The sequence below is a fragment of the Bacillus sp. LNXM65 genome, from assembly GCF_002998575.1.
Taxonomy (GTDB): Bacteria; Bacillota; Bacilli; order Bacillales; family Bacillaceae; genus Bacillus.
On sequence record NZ_PVRB01000003.1, the window covers coordinates 421,136 to 440,464 of the forward strand.

Annotated in this window: 25 protein-coding genes, 1 tRNA gene, 1 rRNA gene and 1 riboswitch; of the genes, 20 read left to right on the forward strand and 7 right to left on the reverse strand. The window is 41.6% G+C overall.

Features of this window, described 5'->3' with window-relative positions:
* The 14 genes from C6Y03_RS08230 to C6Y03_RS08295 all read left to right on the forward strand — a co-directional run bounded on the left by C6Y03_RS08230 (position 1) and on the right by C6Y03_RS08295 (position 7,427).
* The gene (locus C6Y03_RS08230) at positions 1-423 is read left to right on the forward strand and encodes a DUF2634 domain-containing protein (protein WP_106039144.1); all 423 of its coding nucleotides are present in this window, start codon (positions 1-3) and stop codon (positions 421-423) included.
* Complete coding sequence (locus C6Y03_RS08235) at positions 416-1,465, forward strand: baseplate J/gp47 family protein (protein ID WP_106039145.1); 1,050 nt, start codon at positions 416-418, stop codon at positions 1,463-1,465. Before C6Y03_RS08230 ends, C6Y03_RS08235 begins: the two co-directional genes overlap by 8 nt.
* On the forward strand, positions 1,449-2,372 hold the full coding sequence (locus C6Y03_RS08240; RefSeq protein WP_106039146.1) for a YmfQ family protein: 924 nt from the start codon (positions 1,449-1,451) through the stop codon (positions 2,370-2,372). Before C6Y03_RS08235 ends, C6Y03_RS08240 begins: the two co-directional genes overlap by 17 nt.
* Positions 2,373-2,383: 11 nt before the next feature.
* Entirely contained in the window at positions 2,384-2,767 is a 384-nt protein-coding gene (locus C6Y03_RS08245) for a phage tail-collar fiber domain-containing protein (RefSeq protein WP_003212666.1), read from the forward strand.
* Positions 2,768-2,781: 14 nt separating this feature from the next.
* Positions 2,782-3,660: a hypothetical protein gene (locus C6Y03_RS08250; RefSeq protein ID WP_106039147.1), complete on the forward strand. Its 879-nt coding sequence runs from the start codon at positions 2,782-2,784 to the stop codon at positions 3,658-3,660.
* 10 nt (positions 3,661-3,670) lie between these two features.
* Positions 3,671-4,000, forward strand: coding sequence for an XkdW family protein (locus tag C6Y03_RS08255; RefSeq protein WP_106039148.1), 330 nt, complete (start codon positions 3,671-3,673; stop codon positions 3,998-4,000).
* Entirely contained in the window at positions 3,997-4,170 is a 174-nt protein-coding gene (locus C6Y03_RS08260) for an XkdX family protein (protein ID WP_106039149.1), read from the forward strand. Before C6Y03_RS08255 ends, C6Y03_RS08260 begins: the two co-directional genes overlap by 4 nt.
* A gap of 7 nt (positions 4,171-4,177) precedes the next feature.
* Positions 4,178-5,293, forward strand: a complete 1,116-nt coding sequence (locus C6Y03_RS08265) for a hypothetical protein (RefSeq protein WP_106039150.1) — start codon at positions 4,178-4,180, stop codon at positions 5,291-5,293.
* A 12-nt stretch (positions 5,294-5,305) separates the two neighbouring features.
* Positions 5,306-5,626, forward strand: coding sequence for a hypothetical protein (locus C6Y03_RS08270; RefSeq protein WP_106039151.1), 321 nt, complete (start codon positions 5,306-5,308; stop codon positions 5,624-5,626).
* Entirely contained in the window at positions 5,623-5,766 is a 144-nt protein-coding gene (locus C6Y03_RS08275) for an XkdX family protein (RefSeq protein ID WP_189318225.1), read from the forward strand. Before C6Y03_RS08270 ends, C6Y03_RS08275 begins: the two co-directional genes overlap by 4 nt.
* Positions 5,767-5,802: 36 nt before the next feature.
* Positions 5,803-6,015, forward strand: coding sequence for a BhlA/UviB family holin-like peptide (locus C6Y03_RS08280; RefSeq protein ID WP_066030499.1), 213 nt, complete (start codon positions 5,803-5,805; stop codon positions 6,013-6,015).
* Positions 6,016-6,027: 12 nt separating this feature from the next.
* Entirely contained in the window at positions 6,028-6,291 is a 264-nt protein-coding gene (locus tag C6Y03_RS08285; protein WP_034659731.1) for a phage holin, read from the forward strand.
* A gap of 19 nt (positions 6,292-6,310) precedes the next feature.
* Positions 6,311-7,120, forward strand: coding sequence for a peptidoglycan recognition protein family protein (locus C6Y03_RS08290; protein ID WP_106039152.1), 810 nt, complete (start codon positions 6,311-6,313; stop codon positions 7,118-7,120).
* A gap of 112 nt (positions 7,121-7,232) precedes the next feature.
* Positions 7,233-7,427, forward strand: coding sequence for a hypothetical protein (locus C6Y03_RS08295; protein ID WP_106030401.1), 195 nt, complete (start codon positions 7,233-7,235; stop codon positions 7,425-7,427).
* A 37-nt stretch (positions 7,428-7,464) separates the two neighbouring features.
* On the opposite strand, the gene C6Y03_RS08300 is transcribed toward C6Y03_RS08295, so the two are convergent.
* Positions 7,465-7,537, reverse strand: a tRNA-Ala gene (locus C6Y03_RS08300).
* A 72-nt stretch (positions 7,538-7,609) separates the two neighbouring features.
* A complete protein-coding gene (gene gbsR / locus C6Y03_RS08305; RefSeq protein ID WP_106039153.1) occupies positions 7,610-8,167 on the reverse strand; it encodes a transcriptional regulator GbsR in 558 nt (185 codons plus the stop codon).
* A 206-nt stretch (positions 8,168-8,373) separates the two neighbouring features.
* On the opposite strand from gbsR, the gene betB reads away from it, so the two are divergent.
* Positions 8,374-9,843: a betaine-aldehyde dehydrogenase gene (gene betB / locus C6Y03_RS08310; protein WP_106039154.1), complete on the forward strand. Its 1,470-nt coding sequence runs from the start codon at positions 8,374-8,376 to the stop codon at positions 9,841-9,843.
* Between the two features lie 27 nt (positions 9,844-9,870).
* Positions 9,871-11,079 (forward strand): choline dehydrogenase, encoded by a 1,209-nt coding sequence (gene gbsB, locus C6Y03_RS08315; protein ID WP_106039155.1) that lies wholly within the window; start codon positions 9,871-9,873, stop codon positions 11,077-11,079.
* Between the two features lie 40 nt (positions 11,080-11,119).
* Here gbsB and C6Y03_RS08320 read toward each other — a convergent pair whose 3' ends face one another.
* Positions 11,120-11,599 carry a DinB family protein gene (locus C6Y03_RS08320; RefSeq protein ID WP_060597213.1) on the reverse strand — a complete coding sequence of 160 codons (480 nt, stop codon included), beginning with the start codon at positions 11,597-11,599 and terminating at the stop codon, positions 11,120-11,122.
* A 204-nt stretch (positions 11,600-11,803) separates the two neighbouring features.
* On the opposite strand from C6Y03_RS08320, the gene C6Y03_RS08325 reads away from it, so the two are divergent.
* Complete coding sequence (locus C6Y03_RS08325; protein ID WP_060597128.1) at positions 11,804-12,334, forward strand: NfeD family membrane protein; 531 nt, start codon at positions 11,804-11,806, stop codon at positions 12,332-12,334.
* A gap of 11 nt (positions 12,335-12,345) precedes the next feature.
* The gene (gene floT / locus C6Y03_RS08330) at positions 12,346-13,893 is read left to right on the forward strand and encodes a flotillin lipid rafts scaffold protein FloT (protein WP_060597126.1); all 1,548 of its coding nucleotides are present in this window, start codon (positions 12,346-12,348) and stop codon (positions 13,891-13,893) included.
* A 230-nt stretch (positions 13,894-14,123) separates the two neighbouring features.
* Here the strand turns inward: floT and ftsW are convergent, their stop codons facing one another.
* Genes ftsW through C6Y03_RS08350 form a run of 3 tightly spaced genes read right to left on the reverse strand, consistent with a single transcriptional unit; the run spans position 14,124 to position 17,067 of the window.
* Positions 14,124-15,257, reverse strand: coding sequence for a putative lipid II flippase FtsW (gene ftsW, locus C6Y03_RS08340; protein ID WP_106039168.1), 1,134 nt, complete (start codon positions 15,255-15,257; stop codon positions 14,124-14,126).
* A 5-nt stretch (positions 15,258-15,262) separates the two neighbouring features.
* Positions 15,263-16,417 (reverse strand): rod shape-determining protein RodA, encoded by a 1,155-nt coding sequence (gene rodA, locus C6Y03_RS08345; protein ID WP_060597122.1) that lies wholly within the window; start codon positions 16,415-16,417, stop codon positions 15,263-15,265.
* A gap of 14 nt (positions 16,418-16,431) precedes the next feature.
* The gene (locus tag C6Y03_RS08350; RefSeq protein ID WP_060597120.1) at positions 16,432-17,067 is read right to left on the reverse strand and encodes a helix-turn-helix domain-containing protein; all 636 of its coding nucleotides are present in this window, start codon (positions 17,065-17,067) and stop codon (positions 16,432-16,434) included.
* Between the two features lie 171 nt (positions 17,068-17,238).
* On the opposite strand from C6Y03_RS08350, the gene C6Y03_RS08355 reads away from it, so the two are divergent.
* On the forward strand, positions 17,239-17,793 hold the full coding sequence (locus C6Y03_RS08355; RefSeq protein ID WP_106039157.1) for a GNAT family N-acetyltransferase: 555 nt from the start codon (positions 17,239-17,241) through the stop codon (positions 17,791-17,793).
* A gap of 240 nt (positions 17,794-18,033) precedes the next feature.
* On the opposite strand, the gene thiT is transcribed toward C6Y03_RS08355, so the two are convergent.
* Positions 18,034-18,609 carry an energy-coupled thiamine transporter ThiT gene (thiT, locus tag C6Y03_RS08365; RefSeq protein ID WP_106039159.1) on the reverse strand — a complete coding sequence of 192 codons (576 nt, stop codon included), beginning with the start codon at positions 18,607-18,609 and terminating at the stop codon, positions 18,034-18,036.
* A gap of 98 nt (positions 18,610-18,707) precedes the next feature.
* Positions 18,708-18,809: riboswitch (TPP riboswitch) on the reverse strand.
* Positions 18,810-19,199: 390 nt separating this feature from the next.
* Between thiT and C6Y03_RS08370 the strand changes: the two genes are divergently transcribed.
* A 16S ribosomal RNA gene (locus tag C6Y03_RS08370) occupies positions 19,200-19,329 on the forward strand; the annotation flags it as partial.

Here is a 19,329-nt window from a genome sequence, read left to right on the forward strand (position 1 = left end):
GTGGCACTTTCACCAGAGGAAGAAATCGAGGAAACAGAAGAAGACGAAGAGGTGGAAACCTCGACGACGTATCGAATAGATGTTGAAACTGGCAGACTGACAGGTGAAACCATTTCAGGCATTGAAGCAATTCGTCAATTCGTTTATATGACACTCAGGACAGAGCGGTATGCATATCCTATCTACAGCCACGACATTGGCACTGAAATCCAGGAGCTATTGACGGATACAGAAGCCACGGATGAATACAAAGAAATGGAGATTCCGAGACTGCTAGAGGAAGCATTGATTGTCGACGAACGGATTGATCATATTGAAGAATTAGAGGTCACAAAGCAAAATGACTCGTTTCATGTCAAGCTAGCTATTGTCACAGATGAAGGCACATTAGAAATAGAGGAGGTGATGGAGGGCGATGTTTGAGGAACAAACGTATGAAGCATTGATAGAAAGAATGCTGGACAGATTGCCAGATGACATAGATAAAAGAGAAAACAGCGTCATTTGGAATGCCTTGGCACCTGCTGCCGCTGAATTAGCCCAGTCCTATATTTGGCTTGATCAAGTATTCGAGCTGGTCTTTGCAGATACAGCACAAGGAGAGTTTCTAGATCGGCGGGCTGCTGAAGTAGGAATTGAAAGAAAACCAGCCACTAAAGCGATTTGGTCCGCAGCTATTCAGCCGGAGGATATCAACATCCCAGTTGGCTCACGGTTTTTTATTGAAGACGTCTATTTCCAATATTCGAAAGAAGGCACGCTAGAATGCGAGACACCTGGCAAGATCGGCAATGGTCAATTAACAGATCAGCCGCTGCTATCACTTGATACAATTCCAGGACTCGAATCGATTACCATGAAAGAACTGGTGATACCAGGACAAGAGGAAGAAGATGACGCTTCGTTATATGATCGCTACTTAATACGTGCTAGGCGGGAGGCTGTCAGTGCCAACAAGGCGCATTATAAAAAATGGGCTGAGGAAGTGACAGGGGTTGGCAGAGCGAAAGTATTCCCGCTTTGGAACGGAGAAGGGACGGTCAAAATTGTCATCACAGACGGCAATCTAGATGTTGCATCAGATCTGCTTGTTAAAAGAGTACAGGAATATATCGACCCAGTACCAGGCGAAGGGGAAGGACAAGCGCCTATTGGTTCAAAAGCAACCGTCGAAAGCGCCAAATGGCTGGATATTGACATAGAAGTAGCCGTCGAACTTCAAATGGACTGGACCCTTGAAGGAGCGCAGAAAGAAATAGAAGAAAAGGTCAAAGCGCTGTTGAAATCAATCGCATTTGAAAAGAGTACCATTCGAATGTCCGCCTTAAATGACATTCTGTACCATTCAGAAAGTGTATCAGATTATGCAAACGTGTTATTGAATGGGGAATCGAAAAACTTAGTGTTACAGGACATTGAGATACCGCGTCTGAGGCAGGTGAAGGTTATTGAGCAAACAGGATGAAATGAAAAACTACTTGCCGCCATATTTTACAGAGATTTATGAAGTAGATCATCTACTCAAAACAGAAGCACCGGAGTTTGAGCAATTGGATGAATCCATTTTCGATTTAACGGATCAGTTCTTCCCTTTAACTGCGACATGGGGATTGAATAGATGGGAAAGAATGCTGAAGGTGCAGCGAGAATCAGGTGACTCCATTGAACTTCGCAGGGCACGCTTACTCAATATGATGTCAAACATTCCACCGATCACGTATCTTTCATTAGAGAAATCGGTGAATCGCTTTCTCAAAAATCCAAGTGCCATCATCCGTCTCACCACCAATCGCTATCATTTCGCCTTACGTGTGAACCTAGATGACCTGCAAAACACTAGATATATTGTAGAAATACTTGAAACGTTAAAGCCGGCTCATTTGGCTTATACGTTCACTGCATATCATCATACCGATGTACATGAAAAAAATGATCATCACGGGAGGCTCACACTGCGAAGCAGAGTGGGTTTTTTCGATCATATCCCGATTTTACTGAATGGTGAATTTGTATTAAATGGTACGTTTTATCTTAGCGGGACAAGAGGTTCAACCGATGTACCTGCTCGTTTTCGGCATTCGTTGAAGATGAGAATGCCGCTTCAGCATAAGTCAGAAACCACATATCGCATGAATTATGTCATCACTGGAGCTGTACATGAAACAGGGCAAAAAGCGGCACTGACTTTACGCACAAAGAACCAGCTGGCACATCAAACCAAAAAGAAGATGACGTTCCGATTGCCAGTACATGTCCAAACTGAACAGGGCGGCAGCTTACTGATCAAGGATCATTACTGGATTCTCGATGGATCTGTTCCGCTGGACGGATCAAAAATGCTAGCAGCAACTTCTCAAAAAATAGAGCTATAAGGAGGATCACAATGGCTGATCAATTAACCGTAACAACACTATATGCACGTCAACAAATGGCAAAGGCAAGAGCAGAGGGAACAAAACTCACAAAAGTCGTCAAAATGGCATTTGGAAACGGCGGGACGAAGGATGGCAAACCGATCTCACTAGACGGCACTGAACAAAAACTGAAAAAAGAACTCGTCCAAAAAGAGATTGATTCGTTTACCTTCATGGAACCAGCAAAAATCCGCTACACCTGCACGATCGCCGAAGGAGAACTTGCAGGAGAAGTCATCAACGAACTAGCACTTGTCGACGAAGCCGGCAAATTCACCGCCATCCGCACCATGACAGACAAACAAAAAGACGGCGACATCGAATTTGTTTTTGAGATTGATGATATTTATTAAAGGAGGGGAATGAAATGGACATCAAATCACCTTTACCGTTTGAAACCTCTGACAAAGCACATGCCAACTTATTTAACCGGATGGTCGACACACTAGTAGAGAATGACAATGCGCTCAGCCAACAGATAGAGGGAATCACCAATGAAAGCTTATTTAAACTAACAGGCGATCAAGCCATTCAAGATGCATCAGTCAGCGGTGAGGAATATCCAATTGGCATTACGTTCATGGATATTGGACAAGCGAATGATACTGGATATCCTACGAGATTTGGCTTTGTGAAAAATGAAAAATATAGTAACTTTCGATTTGTTCAATATTACTATGGGACTGGAAACGAAGCGGGCAGTTATTTTGATAGCACAGGTACATGGTGCCGTCATTGGTGGACGGGGTCTGGCTGGACTGAATGGCACAAAATCTCTGGGTTCTGTCATGCCAACATAGGTACAACTGGGAAGCAGTTATTAACCAAAGGAGAGTATCAAAAAGTCCTTTTTAATCGAAAAATAAAAGACAGTCATAACAATTTTGATATCAAAAATAATCGCTTCATCTGTCCTGAGAACGGAATGTATTCAGTGAATGCAGGTGTTTATATTGATAGCTTTCAACGATACGCAAACTTTGAATTATCGATCTATTTAAATGGAAGAAGATATAAAAATATTGCACATCAAAGACAAAGTCCGACAAGCCCATCTGATGCGTTGAGCTTTAGTATGGGACTTTATGGTGCTGCCAATGTACCAGCTGATAAAGGGGACTATTTAGAAATGTACCTATATGTAGGATATGACGGAGACGTTAGCCGCTACGTATCTGATAACCCAGGCTGGTACAACTATTTCGACATTACAGAAATTGGCGGCCGAAATTTCCCGAGAGTGTAGGAGGATTCTAATGATTTTATATGAAGCCATTAAGTATAAATACCCAAATGCGGACCCGCAAAAGGATTTTGAACTTAGAAATGACGGAGACGGTTCGTATATTAACGAGTGGCTTCTAGATGTGCCAAAGCCAACGACAGAAGAATTGAAAAAATGGTGGGAGGAATCACAAGCCAATCCAAGGTATCAACCACCGCTCCCGCTAGATTATCTAGCGCAAGAAGTAGCAAAAGAAAAGCTGATGAGAAAACAGCTTGAACATCAATGTGATCTTCTATCAAACGAACTAAAAGCGTTAAAAAATGACATCCTTTTCATTAAAGGAGAGAGTGAAACATGAATTATTGGGTAATGGCATTATATTTCCAATGGGTAACACCTGAATTGGTCAAACGAGCAGTTGAACTAGGTGATTGTTCGATGGAAGATCTAAATGCAGGATACGAGCAAAGGATGCTCACTTTAGAGCAGCTGCAAGAGATTGAATCAAATTTCAAGGCAAGGGAGTGAAAGTCGAATGGAAATAAAAGAACCAAAAGCTTTTGAAGTGAATGATAAAGCGCATGCAGTTCTGTTTAATGACATGGTCAAAGTACTACTTGAAAATGATACTGGACTATTAGAGCAGCTCTTAAAACATACAAATGATGGGAGAGTACATGCGTCTGAAGAAGAAAAGAAAAAATGGAATGACTCACAAATCTATAAAATAACTGCAGATAACGGTATGCAGCTTATCGATGTTTCACCAGATTCAAAAATATTTGATGCAATTAAGGATAAAGGAACATGTACATTTTATGCAGCTTCTGGAGTCCAAGATTCTCCATCATCGTCAAATACTTCACTGAGAGGTATGCAAATAGTAGGTCAAAATAATATTGGGTCAGGCTTTGCGGTAGACATAGCAGGGAATGCTTACAGTTTTTACTACAATTCTGGTCATACGACAATTACTTGGACACCACTTCCGAGTAAAGAAGATTTAAATAAATGGAATGGCAGTCAGCTAATCAAAATTACAAATGATACGGGTGGAGTTCGTGTATCTGTAGGAGCTACAGAGAGTTTGTTCGATAAAATTACTCAAACTGGGAAAACATTTGGCACATTTTATTCTCCAGCTGGGGTACAGGACAATCCTTCAGCTTTATCGGCACGTGGTTTTTATCACTTTACATCTGCCGATAGTAATAACAAAGGGACTTTCGGATGGGTGATTGCTGTAGATTATCGTAATAACGTCTTTACAAATTATCTAGATTTAAATTTAGGCTGGCAGGGCTGGCGAAGATTAATATCTGATGCTGATTTTGAAAATGTTCAGTGGCTAAATGTCACATTAAACAATGGCTCCTCTATTGGAGACAGACCGGTTCAGTATGCTAAATGGGGAAACTTATTATTGTTGAGGGGTCACCTAATAGCCAACAGAGAAGTTATCTGTGGAAAGATTCCAATTACGGGCTTACCAGATAAAGGCCTAGTAGTATCAGTTCCCGTATCAGGTACAACGGGTCATAGTAAATTACTTATATATAAGACAGGAGAGCTAAAGCTAACTGGTTTACTGGCAGCCAATGAAAGTGCGGTAACTGGCTACTATTTAGACACTGTCGTCCCATTAAATTAAGGAAGTGATAGTATGATACAAGTCTATGAATACAATCATCAATATGAATTGGTAAAACCTATAGAAGTGTTTGAGAGGGATGACGAAGGAAATTATATCATTCCAGAGCAATGTACAACAATTGCACCACCCAATAATCCTTCTTTTTATAAAGCTGCATTTGATGTGGAAAAACAGCAATGGTATGAATCAGCGACACAGGAGTATATAGATAGCCTAAAACCAGCCCCTCTCCCGCCAAGTGATATAGAACTTTTAAAGAAACAAAATGCTTTATTATCAAAACAATTAACGCAGCTATTGACTATGCAAAAAGGGGGGGCTTCAGAATGATCTTTCCAACTGTAGCAGATATTAAAAAATTTTGGGACTGGCAGTGTTACAGTCCAGAGGACATTGCATTTTATGTAAGCATTGGCTGGATCTCGGCAGATGACTATCAAGACATAACAGGAGAAAAATACGAAGCCTAATGGCTTTATTTTTTTTCCAGAAAGAAGGTGATTCCAATGGAAGTAGATGTCGTCCAAAACTTAATGACACAAGGCCCGTTTGCCGTTCTCTTTTGCTGGATTCTGTTTTATGTTCTCAATACAACAAAAGAAAGAGAAAGTAAACTCAATGAGCAAATCGAGGCGCAAAATGATGTGTTAGCAAAGTTTAGTGAGAAGTATGACGTCGTGATCGATAAACTCGATAAAATTGAACGGAATTTAAAATAGGAGGAAAAAATTATGAAAACATTCGACAAAGGCACTGTGATTCGCACAGTGCTTCTTTTTATTGCACTCATCAATCAAACGCTTGTCATGTTTGGACAGACGGTGCTGCCGATTAGTGAGGAGCAAGTACAAACCGCCGGTGAGGCACTATATGTAGCAGGTTCCACCATTTTTACGATGGTTACAGCCGTTATCGCTTGGTTTAAAAACAATTATGTGACCTACAAAGGTCAATTACAAAAAGATACCCTGAAACAAAGAGGGCTAACAAAATAATAGTTGAAGGAGAAACAATATGGTCAATATCATTCAAGCCTACATTCCAAAACACAACCGCAACAGACCAGGAAATAGGATGAAGCCGCTCTATATTACGGTGCATAATACCTCTAATACTGCAAAAGGTGCAAATGCGGGGAGTCACGCTGCGTTTGTTGCACGTTCAAGTACTGGGGTCAGCTGGCATTACACTGTCGACAATCAGGTCATTTATCAGCATTTACCATTAAACGAGAACGGCTGGCACGCAGGGGATGGCAGAGGCGATGGCAATATGAAATCAATCGGAATTGAAATTTGTGAAAATACAGACGGCAACTTTGAACAAGCAGTCGAAAATGCTCAATGGCTCATTCGGAAACTGATGGGCGATTTGGGGATTCCTTTATCAAATGTAGTGCCCCATAAACATTGGAGTGGGAAAGAATGTCCAAGGAAATTGCTCGGACGATGGGATCAATTTAAAGCTGGAATAGCCACAGCTCATACCGGCAGCAAAAGCACAAGAAAGCCAGTCCGAACAGAGAGCCTGAGCCACAAAGACAAAGCACCCGTGACCAAACAGAAATCGTCAAATTTGCCATCTGGCATTTTAAAAATAACCAAGCCCTTGACAAAAGGATCTCAAGTGACAGCCGTGCAAAAAGCCTTATCTTCCCTCTATTTTTACCCAGACAAAGGAGCAAAAAACAATGGGATTGATGGCTATTATGGACCGAAAACGGCGAATGCGGTCAAGCGGTTTCAGCTCATGAACGGCTTAGCGGCAGACGGGATTTACGGACCAAAGACGAAGAACAAAATGGAACAATTGCTGAAAAAGTGATCATTCATAAAGTGCTATCAGCAGGTGAAGGGATTTTTCCTTGCTGATAGCTAATAAAAAATGACATCATTTGTGATATAATCGACCGAATCTATCATAAGGGGAGAGTAAAATGAAAAAGGAACTGTTCCAAGTCATCATGCTGTCAGTGCTGCTCATCTATTTCGTTTATCACGGAATGACGAGCGATTTTCCTGTGTCTTACACAATCATTCTCATCACGGCTTATGTCTCTGTGATCATGTACCGAATCATAAAGATAATAAGGTTAAGAAAAAACAAAGAACAAAAAGAAATATATACATAAAAAACCATCCTTGATCTCTCAAGAATGGTTTTTCGGATGGAGCATAGCGGGATCGAACCGCTGACCTCTACGCTGCCAGCGTAGCGCTCTCCCAGCTGAGCTAATGCCCCGAAGTATGACGACATAATTTATTATAATCAATCCTCCTGTAAAATTCAAGCTGTAAAACGCAAACATATCGCCTATTTATCTTTCTGATCAATCGGAATATAGTCGAAGATCTCCCCTGATTGTACAGAGTCCGCTAAGCGTCTCAGCCAGTCATAATAGGCTTTCGAGCTTTCAAGCTGTTCAAGAAGCTGCTGCGCTTCCTCTCTTACATGTTCCTCCAACTGATCATCACTAGCAACCTCTTGAAGCCGCTCTTGCGCTTCTTCAATCGCCGCTAAATTGACCTCGACCTCCCGTTCCCATTTTTGCGGAAAGAAGTTCGTGAAAAACTTAAAAAAGTCTTTTTCAGCAACAAAGCTGTGTTTTCTTTGGCCTCGGTGAAACGTCTTTTTGACAATATTCATGTCTTGCAGTTTTTTCACACCCGTACTCATACTTGGCTTGCTCATTTGCAGCTCTTCACGCATTTCATCAAGCGTCATTTCCTCATTTAAATACATGGTCCCATAGAGAATACCTGCACTTCGTGTAATGCCATAGAGATCCATTGTTTCAGCTATGGAATCAATGACTAGATCTTTAGCAGCTAAAATACGATCTTCTGCTTGTGGCTGTTCCTGCTTTTTCATCTTGTCCCTGCTTTCTATTAAGAGAATTCAATACGTTCAAAAAAATCTTTATGGACTATATGTTAACGAAAGAATACAAAATGTCAAAATAAATGAAGCCTATCTCCCTTTGACAGAAAAATTTGAACATGATAAGTTAATTATGTTCAAAATGTTAAATTTTTATTTAACAAACTTACCAAAGAGAATCAGAGGAGGTTCCTTCTATGAGTCAAACACTATTTATAGATGGGCAATGGGTTGGCGCCAAAAGTGGCGACACACGGGATATCATCAATCCATTTAATCAAGAAGTGATCGCGACAGTCAGCGAAGGATCAAGAAATGATGCGCAGCTAGCCATCAAAGCAGCGAGAAAAGCCTTCGATCAAGGGAACTGGGCAAACCAGCCTGGATTTGAAAGAGGAAATATGGTGTTTAAGATTGCTGAGTTGATTAGACGTGATCTTGATGAACTAGCCAAATTGGAATCGCTTGATACTGGTAAAACATTAGAGGAAAGCAAAGCAGATATGGACGATATTGCGAACGTGTTCCAATATTACGCAGGTCTGGCTGACAAAGATGGCGGGGAAATCATTGCGTCACCAATCCCGAACTCAAAAAGTGAATTAGTCAGAGAGCCAGTCGGTGTATGCGGGCAAATCACTCCTTGGAACTATCCATTGCTTCAAGCAAGCTGGAAAATCGCTCCTGCTCTTGCAGCAGGGAACACAATCGTTTTAAAACCAAGTGAAATTACACCACTCACCACGATCAAAATATTCCAACTCATGGAAGAAGCAGGCATTCCAGCAGGAGTTGCAAACCTAGTCCTTGGACCAGGGGCAACGGTTGGCGATGAGCTTGCTGTGAATGAACATGTAGATTTGATTTCATTTACAGGCGGTATTGAAACAGGCAAGAAAATCATGCAGGGAGCCAGTGGGAATGTGAAGAAAATCGCCCTTGAGCTCGGCGGGAAAAATCCGAATATTGTGTTTCAAGATGCTGATTTAGACGTAGCGGTTGACCAGGCAATGAATGCTGTGTTTTTCCATGCAGGGCAAGTATGTTCAGCAGGTTCACGTTTGCTAGTGGAAGAATCCATTCATGATGAATTTTTAGAAGAACTGGTGAAGCGTACGAAAAAAATCAAGCTAGGCAACGGCTTTGATGAAGAAACCCAAAGCGGGCCGCTCATCTCAGCTGAGCATCGAGAAAAAGTAGAGAAATACGTCAGCATTGGGTTAGATGAAGGCGCAAGATTAGAAACAGGCGGAAAAAGACCTGACACAGAGGAGCTTTCAAATGGGTTCTTCTACTTGCCAACGATTTTCTCAGGCTGTACGTCAGAGATGCGGATTGTCCAAGAAGAAGTCTTTGGCCCAGTATTGACAGTCGAATCCTTCCGAACAGAGGAAGAAGTGATCGAGCTGGCAAATGATACGATTTATGGATTAGCAGGAGCTGTGTGGTCTTCTGATATTGGAAAAGCCGAAAGAGTGGCTCGTCAATTAAGATTAGGCACAGTTTGGATCAATGATTTCCATCCTTATTTCGCTCAAGCACCTTGGGGTGGATATAAGCAGTCAGGTCTTGGACGTGAATTAGGACGCACCGGACTTGAGGAATATACGGAACTGAAGCATGTATATCGAAATACGAAACCTGAAGCGGTTCATTGGTTTAAATAAATATCACACATTTGGAGGAGATTCTATATGACGTTAAATATGAAAATTGAAAGCATGCAGAAATTCCACACATTTGAAATCCCGACTGTCATCAAACATGGCATTGGTGCAGTGAAACATGTTGGGGAAGAAGTGAAAGCATACGGTGTCACGAAGGTATTGCTTGTAACAGACCCAGGTATTTATCAAGCGGGCGTAGTAGACCCAGTGGTTGCTTCATTAAAAGAAGCACAAATCGATGTGATCCTATTTGATAAAGTAGAGCCAAACCCGCCAGTTCGTTTAGTGAATGAAGGATCTGCGTTATATGAAAAAGAAGGCTGTAATGGATTAGTCGCTGTAGGCGGCGGAAGCTCAATGGATACAGCGAAGGCAATCGGAGTAGAGGTGACTCATAAAGGCTCAGTCCTTGATTACGAAGCGGCAGAGGGAAAAAAAACGCTTGAAAACAGAATCCCACCTTTAACCACCATTCCGACCACGGCTGGTACAGGTTCAGAAGTTACGCAGTGGGCAGTGATTACGGATGAAGAAAGAGAATTTAAATTCAACACAGGTGGACCACTCATTGCAGCTCACCTCACAGTGATTGACCCAGAGCTTCATGTATCCATGCCTCCTCATGTGACAGCAATGACTGGAATTGATGCGCTTGCTCACGCTATCGAATGCTATACAATGAAATTTGCTCAGCCCATTACAGATGCGGTAGCGCTCATGGCCATTGAATATGCTGCTCATTATATCCGCCGTGCCTTTGCCGATGGCGAAGACCTGGAAGCGAGATATGGAATGGCACAAGCTGCAATGCTTGCCGGGCTTTCTTATGGAAGTGAATCAGCTGGAGCTGCACATGCGATGAGTCAAACACTCGGAGGCATTATTCCTGTAGCGCATGGCCAGTGTGTAGCAGCAATGATGGGACCGGTGATGGAGTATAACTGGAAAGGGTATCCGGAAAAATTCGCTCGTATTGCGCAAGCGTTCGGCATTGATACAAGCAGAATGTCTACAGAGGAAGCAGCAAAAGCTGCTGTGAACTGGATGTATGATTTAGTGGAAGATCTAGAAGTTCCTTCATTAGAAGAACAAGGTGTATCAAAAGATATGATTGACCGTTTATCTAAAGAAGCCATGAAAGATCCGCAAACAATTGGAAACCCAAGAGATCTAAATGAAAAAGCGTACAACTGGATTTATGCTCGCTGTTTTGATCTAACACCGAAAACAGTGTAACAATGAAAAAAGGCTCCCAAAAGGGAGTCTTCTTTATGTCTTATAGCTGTTCTTTAATTTCTTTGATTTGATGAATATGACGTTTTTCGTGTGCGCCGATAAAATCAAGATATTGCTTAAGGGATAACTCTTCAAACACCGGGTGCGCAATGACACGTTTGAAATCTTCCTCAGTAAACGTTGATAAAATTTGATTGAGCTGTTCACGTGCTGTATCGAGCTCATCCTTTAAATGTGTAGGTGTCACATGCTTGCGTTCAGGCTCAACAATTCTAGGCGCAGTGGCTTTTCTAGAACGGTCCTCTGCCATTTCCACCGGCTTTGGCTCATATTCCTTGATCGGTGCTTTTTTTCCCTCAGCAGCTAGATGTTTTGCTGCCATGAGATCCATCTTCTTTAAGTGATCTGCCACCTCTTGAATACTCCAAGTATCATCAGATAATTTTTGATTCAATTGTTCTTCGTTCAAACCTTGCAGCTTTTGCCACAATTCTTGTCTTGCCTCATGTAATAAACTCATTTTCATCACCTCAAGATCAAATTTTAACATAGTGGTACATGACAATCATTCTTGAGCTATCGGGGAATTCCTGTGAAGAATTGTGAGGAAATTTGAAACCTTTACAAAAGTGGTTCGTATTACCTGTTAGAAGGAATACATTGGAGGTGAGCATGGTCTAAATGAAACAAAGGCTGTTCATTTCATGAAGAAAGGGTGAGGAAGATGGATGTGTTCGGGCTGCCGCTTGAGACGCTGTATTTATACATATTGATGATATCAGGAATCCTGACACTAGTTTTCGTCTTTTTCGGCGATGTATTTGATGGATTGTTTGAAGCGATTCCTGTTTCATTCCTTCAACCAACATTGATCCTCGCATTTCTTACCTTTTTCTCGGCTGGAGGGTTTATCTCTGAAAAAACAGCAATTGTAGGGAGTGGACTTGGCGCAGTATTATCTGCCATCCTCGCAGTGGTCCTTGTGACCTGTTTGAATGTATTTGTCTTAGTCCCGCTTTCCTCTGCTGAAGAATCTCTTTCATATACAGAGGCCGACTTAAAAGGAAGAACTGGGGAGATCATTGTATCTGTTCCAAAAGACGGGTTTGGAGAAGTGCTGTTAATTAGTAATAGCGGGAAAATCTCAAAGCCTGCCGTCAGTTTCGACGAAGAGGAGATTCCATATGGAACCCGGGTGCTGGTCGTCGAAGTGAACAAAGGCGTCTTATCAGTTATACCAAATGAAGAAATCTAGGAGGGAATGCTATGCCAGGAACAACCATTTTGATTATCATTGGAATTGTGCTTGTGATTCTTATTGCACTTATTGGTGTATTTGTTTCGAAATACCGGACAGCAGGTCCAGATGAAGCGTTAATCGTCACAGGAAGTTACCTAGGAAGTAAAAATGTCCACGTGGATGAAGGTGGAAACAAGATTAAGATTGTAAGAGGCGGAGGTACCTTTGTGCTCCCTGTTTTTCAACAAGCAGAGCCGCTCAGCTTACTATCTAGCAAGCTAGATGTTTCAACGCCTGAAGTCTATACCGAACAAGGTGTACCAGTCATGGCGGACGGAACGGCCATCATTAAAATTGGCGGATCGATTGAAGAAATTGCTACTGCTGCAGAGCAATTTTTAGGTAAAACAAAAGAAGACCGCGAAAACGAAGCGAGAGAAGTACTAGAAGGACACCTTCGCTCCATCTTAGGATCAATGACAGTCGAAGAGATTTATAAAAACAGAGAAAAATTTTCTCAAGAAGTACAGCGTGTCGCTTCTCAAGATTTAGCGAAAATGGGCCTGGTCATTGTGTCGTTCACGATCAAAGATGTCCGTGATAAAAATGGCTATTTAGAATCACTAGGTAAACCGAGAATTGCCCAAGTGAAACGCGATGCAGATATTGCAACAGCTGAAGCGGATAAGGAAACACGTATCAAACGTGCCGAAGCAGATAAAGATGCGAAGAAATCTGAGCTTGAGCGTGCTACTGAAATCGCTGAAGCAGAAAAGGTCAATGAGCTGAAAAGAGCAGAATTCAGACGTGAACAGGATACAGCGAAAGCAAGTGCCGACCAAGCGTACGATCTTGAAACAGCTCGTAACCGTCAGCACGTAACTGAACAAGAAATGCAAGTGAAAATCATTGAACGTCAGAAGCAAATTGAATTGGAAGAAAAAGAGATCCAGCGTCGTGAGCGTCAATACGATTCTGAAGTGAAAAAGAAAGCAGATGCGGATCGTTATGCTGTTGAGCAGTCAGCTGCGGCGGAAAAAGCGAAACGCCTCGCTGAAGCAGATGCCAAGAAATACAGCATTGAAGCAATGGCAAAGGCAGAAGCTGAGAAAGTCCGAATTGACGGGCTTGCCAAAGCGGAAGCTGATCGTGCGAAAGGGGAAACCGAAGCAGAAGTCATTAGACTGAAAGGACTTGCGGAAGCCGAAGCCAAAGAGAAAATCGCTGAAGCATTCGAACAGTATGGTCAGGCAGCGATCCTTGATATGATTGTGAAAATGCTTCCTGAATATGCGAAGCAAGTATCTGCACCACTTTCTAACATTGATAAAATTACTGTTGTGGATACGGGAGGTAACGGCGAAGGCAGCGGTGCCAATAAAGTCACTGGCTATGCTACAAACCTCATGTCCAGTCTGCAAGAAAGCCTGAAAGCATCCTCTGGAATTGATGTCAAAGAAATTATTGAGAACTTTTCCGGTAAAGGCAATGTGAAACAAAGCATTCAGGAACTAACGAATGAAATCAAACAGCCAAGAAAAAAAGAGATCGCTGATCATCAAATAGAAGAATAAACATAATAGACACCTTCCATCAGAAGGTGTCTCAGCGTGTAGACAAACCCTTGCATTCGTTGTCAGTCCTGCGCGCTGGTGCTCACGAATGTCTAATTCGCTCCGCGCCAGTACTCGTCCTTCCTAGACTTCAAAGGTTTTCTATCACGCTGAATAGAAGACAAAGGGCTAAAATAAAACCCATTTTAGCCCTTTGTCAACAACCAGAGACACCTTCCATCAGAAGGTGTCTATTTGGCATGCGCCTGATATGGATTCCTCTTTACATATGAAGAAAGATTCACGAGAATACCAGCAGATATCATCATGAACACTAGGGAGGAGCCGCCATAACTAATAAAGGGAAGCGGAATGCCTGTGATTGGAAGAAGACCAAAGACAGTGCCTAAATTAAAGACTGCTTGGAGCATGATTTGAAACGTGAGCCCGATCGTTAACAGCTTTCCAAAAGGGTCGTGTAAAGCCTGCACAATTCGCATAGCGCGAGACATGATGAGTAGATATGCACCAATCACAAACAAAATCCCCATGATTCCCAGCTCTTCACTGATGATGGCCATGATAAAATCCGTATGGGCTTCAGGAAGAAAGCCTAGCTTTTGAATGCTCCCGCCTAAGCCATTCCCTGTCAGCCCGCCTGAATCCATCGCGAGATACGAATGAATCAGCTGATATCCATCTCCATCTTCATACTGAAAAGGATCACGAAAAGAAGTCAGCCGCTTCAAACGATAAGGAGCTGTCACTGCAAAAAATGTGATACCTGCTGCCGCAGTCGATCCTAGCAAAATGAGATGGTGCGTTTTCAGCCCAGCGCATAATAAAATGATGCCGCAGCTTAATAAAATAGACACAGCTGTGCCTAAATCAGGCTGCTTTAAGATCAACAAAAAAACAAGACCTAAAAGAATGAGTGGCGGCAGTACGCCTTTTTTAAAAGATGTAATGTACGCCTGTTTTTTCGCGTACACATAGGCAAAATAGATCACCATCACTAGTTTCACAGCTTCAGAAGGTTGGAGCATGAGAGAGCCCAACTGAACCCAGCGCTGGGAATTGTTTTTGACAACACCGATTCCAGGAAGCAGGACTAGGATCAGGCATAACAATGACAGCATAACAAGCCACCGAATCCATTTACGATAAATCTGATAAGGGAACAGAGCGGCAATGAAGAAAAAGAATCCCCCAATCAGGAGCCATTGCCATTGTTTGATGAAGAAATAGCTGCCCTTTTCATACTTCACTTCTCCTAAAGGATAACTCGCACTGTAAACCATCAGTAAACCAAATAAACAGAGGAACACAATCGTTCCAACTAGAATGCGGTCGACTCTTTTGAGATGAGATAGAAGAAATGTCATCATCTTCAATTCCAATTGCGCCCAAACATATAGGATGATGACCTAAGATTGACGCTAAACACGAGGCCAATGGCGATCATGTTGGTCAAAAGCGCACTGCCCCCATAGCTGATAAAAGGAAGCGCGAGTCCCGTCACAGGCATTAAACCGACTGTCATCCCTACGTTTTGGAAAACTTGAAACACGATCAGCCCAACGACTCCCGCACATATGTACAATCCATAAAGCGTATTAGCATGCATAGCCACATGAATGATTCGGTAAATCATCATTAAGTACAAACACATCAAAAGGGAGGCACCGATAAAACCAAACTCCTCACCAATAACGGCAAATATAAAATCCGTATGCGCTTCAGGGATATTACCTCCTTGTACTTGATGCCCCTGTGTAAAACCGCTTCCTGATAATTGACCTGATCCAATGCCGAGCATCGATTGTTTCAGCTGATACCCGTATGTTGAATCAAATTCATCAGGAGAGAGCCAGCCATAAATGCGATCAAGCTGATGAGGCTTAATGATTTTTGTAAAATGCTCAAAGTGTTCATTGTGCAAGTAGACCAAAAATGCAAGAAGTGTAAGAAAAGTAGCCATTAATGCGGCCATCATCTTGCTAGAAATCCCTGACACAAGCATCAGTGTAAAGGCGATGGATAATATCACGAGCGCTGTCCCTAAATCAGGCTGAATTAAGATGAGGAAAAAAGGGACAACGGTCCAGCAAACGACTTTACTTGTAGGAATGATGCTTTCTTTAAACGAAAATCGCTGATGCTTGTATTGGTTCAAGACAGCCGCTAGCAGCAGGATCACAAAAATTTTCATGAACTCTGATGGCTGAACTTTGATTGAACCGAAGCTGATCCACCTTTGGGATCCGTTTTGACTCGTTCCGAAAAAATGCACAAGAATAATGAGGAAAATACCACCTGCAAATAACCGAAAAGATAAACGCTCAAGCAGTTCATAATCAAAGTATGCAGCAGCTGCCATGAGGCCGAAACCGACGATATACCAGAAAATTTGTCTTTTGACGAAATAAAACATATCTTGCGTTTCATACTGTCCCGATCCGCTATATACAGCTATCAGGCTGATGACAAATAAACAAATCACAGTGAATAAAAGTACGAAGTCAATGCTGTACTGTTTTTTCATAGCTTCTTGTCCTGCTACCTATTTGTCAGCTGGTCTATGACAATTTTCACAGCCGCAGCATCATCAATATAGCCGATCGGAAAAATATAATCTGGTATTAAGTCAACAGGCATAATGAAATAAAGGAGTGCGCCCCCCATCACCATTAATTCTCGAGAAGTCCCCCGTCCGGTCATAAATAAGCTGTACATGTTTTTCAAATGTTGAAGGAATGGTCCGACGCCGCTTAGCGTCTCCATCTTTTTCTCAAAATTTGCCGAGATCGTTTCTTTTCCCTCGTTTGTTTGGCTATAGGCTTCGTATTCGTTTAACTTTTGTTTCAATTTGGTCTGACTAAATGTACCGTCGTAGACGTCCTGATCTTTCAGTATTTTTTCGATCTCTTCTACCGCTTGAATGAACGTATCACCGTGCACCTTTTCGCTTTTGACTGGAAACCCTGCAGCAGTCAATAGTTGATCTAATGATATGTTCAGAGAATCTGAAAGCCGCTGCAGGTGATTCAAAGTTGGTTTTCTTTTTCCATTCATGATTCGAGACAGTGTCGCTTTATCAATTCCTGTGTATGTGCTGAGATCTCTTAAAGATAGAGAACGTTGTTGCAATTTTTCCTTTAAGAGCGGCCCAAGCTCAGTTGTCTTAAAATCCATCTTTTACGCCATCCTTTGTATGATGTTTCAACTCTTCTATAGAAGAAGTCGTACCCAATATAAAGGTGTGTTGACAAAATGTCAACGAATATCCTTTATTGATTGAATTTTAGGAAATAGGAATTTATCATAATGAAGATAGGGTGAAAACAGTGAGAAGGAGTGGCGCGGATGAAGGTGAGGCATGCTGTACAAAAAGATATTCCTAAAATTGCCGAAATACATGTGAAGAGCTGGCAGACGACTTATCAAGGCATTATTAATCAGGATTATTTGGATGGTTTAAATATAGAAGATCGAGAAGAGAGCTGGAGAAGAAGGTCACTTGAAGGGACGTTTGTCGCAGAAGATGCCGAGGGGGTATTTGGTTTTGCTTCTTTTGGAAAACAACGTGATGAGCGCTATTCAACATATGATGGAGAACTTTATGCGATCTATTTATTGCAAGAGAAACAGAAATCAGGAGCAGGTATCGCTTTACTTGCAGAAGGAGTGAGTTATTTAATAGAGAAAGGGTATCAGAATATGATGCTGTGGGTGTTTGAACAAAATTCGGCAAAGCATTTTTATCAAAAGCTTCAACCTCATTTTGTCGTTACCAGCCAGTTCGAGCTGGCTGGCGAGGAACATAATGAAATAGGGTATGGGTGGGAACTGTCTGTATTACATGACCATGTACACCGAATTAAATCGTCAGCTTCCAATAATAATGAGAGAAAAAAGTGAAAAGCACAGCTAGCAAAATATAAGAGATAAAAGGAGAAGCTTCTACTTTTCCTTTTATTCCTGCTATCTTTAAAGCTTCATAGAAACCTGCCAAAAAATAAGCAAGACTGAGAATATAACAGCACAGCATAATGGAGTAAGGGTTCATTGGCGTACCTCCAGCATGAAATCTTCTACTATTAATAGATTCCATAGAGCGGCAATTTATGCATAAAAAAATAACCAGCTGAAATCAGCCAGTTATTTTTTGTGAGGAAAAACCAAACGAGATGCACTTGGTATGAGTATGCAAAGAACGATACTGCAAATAATAAATGAAGGAACCATATATGTGCTGTTATAAATTAAAGAGTAAACCCAACCTGGAGTTCCTGTTGGTGCATAATGAGAAAAGAAAACAACACCAGAGATAAAGAACGTCAACAGTCTAAAGAAACTTGCAACAAATACGGATAAGGTAATATAGAAGAATTGCTGCTTTCGCTTTTGATCCTGAATGGCTTTTTTGATCAATCCAGAAAATAGACCGCTTAGGGAAATGACAACAGATGCGACGAAATAATCGAGAAATCCTTGAACAGGTGTAGCGATAATAGGGCCATTCATCAGCTGAAGGCCTGCAATAAGCACACCAATGATAAACCCGGTTGATATTCCCCATCTAATAGACATAAGAATGACGGGTATCATTATCAGCGCAAGAGATCCGCCATTTGGCATTCTTAAAAATAGACCTGATAAGTAATCTAATACAAGTGCAAGTGAAGTCATAATTGCGATTTCCATCAGTCGTACCAATTGATTTGATTGCTGCATAAAAAAATCTCCTTTTTCATGAATTGAGCAAGGAGAGACCGTGTAAGGATGAGTATGTTATTCATAGAAAAACATATCGAGTTGAATACACCACATGTATTCAATTGAATCCACATTCCTACTTCAGTATTAACTGACAGGTTCAAAGGGTCAGAACAACGAGTGTTCACTCTCAGCACAAAGCTCCCCCTGCGGTTATTTAGTTTTCTTCTATTATAAATATACTAAAGACCTTTAGGATCAACAATAGAGAATTCCTGTGGCAATCAATTTTTGTATGATTATATAGGAAGAGATAAGGAAAAATAAATTATTTAGAAAAAATACTTGTTTCCTCTCTCGAAAGGTGTTATATTTGTATTCGCCGCTAAAACAGCGCGGTTATTAAATAACATAAAGAAAAAAGTTGTTGACTTTATCTTGATAGAATGTTATATTAATAAAGTCGCCTCTGAGAGACGATGAAGATGATCTTTGAAAACTAAACAAGACAAAACGTACCTGTTAATTCGAGTTTTTATAAAAAAATCCTATGAAACATCATAGGTAGTCAGTCAAACTGGCGAAAAACAAAACTTCGGTTTTGTACTTTTTCGGAGAGTTTGATCCTGGCTCAGGACGAACGCTGGCGGCGTGCCTAATACATGCAAGTCGAGCGGACAGAAGGGAGCTTGCTCCCGGATGTTAGCGGCGGACGGGTGAGTAACACGTGGGTAACCT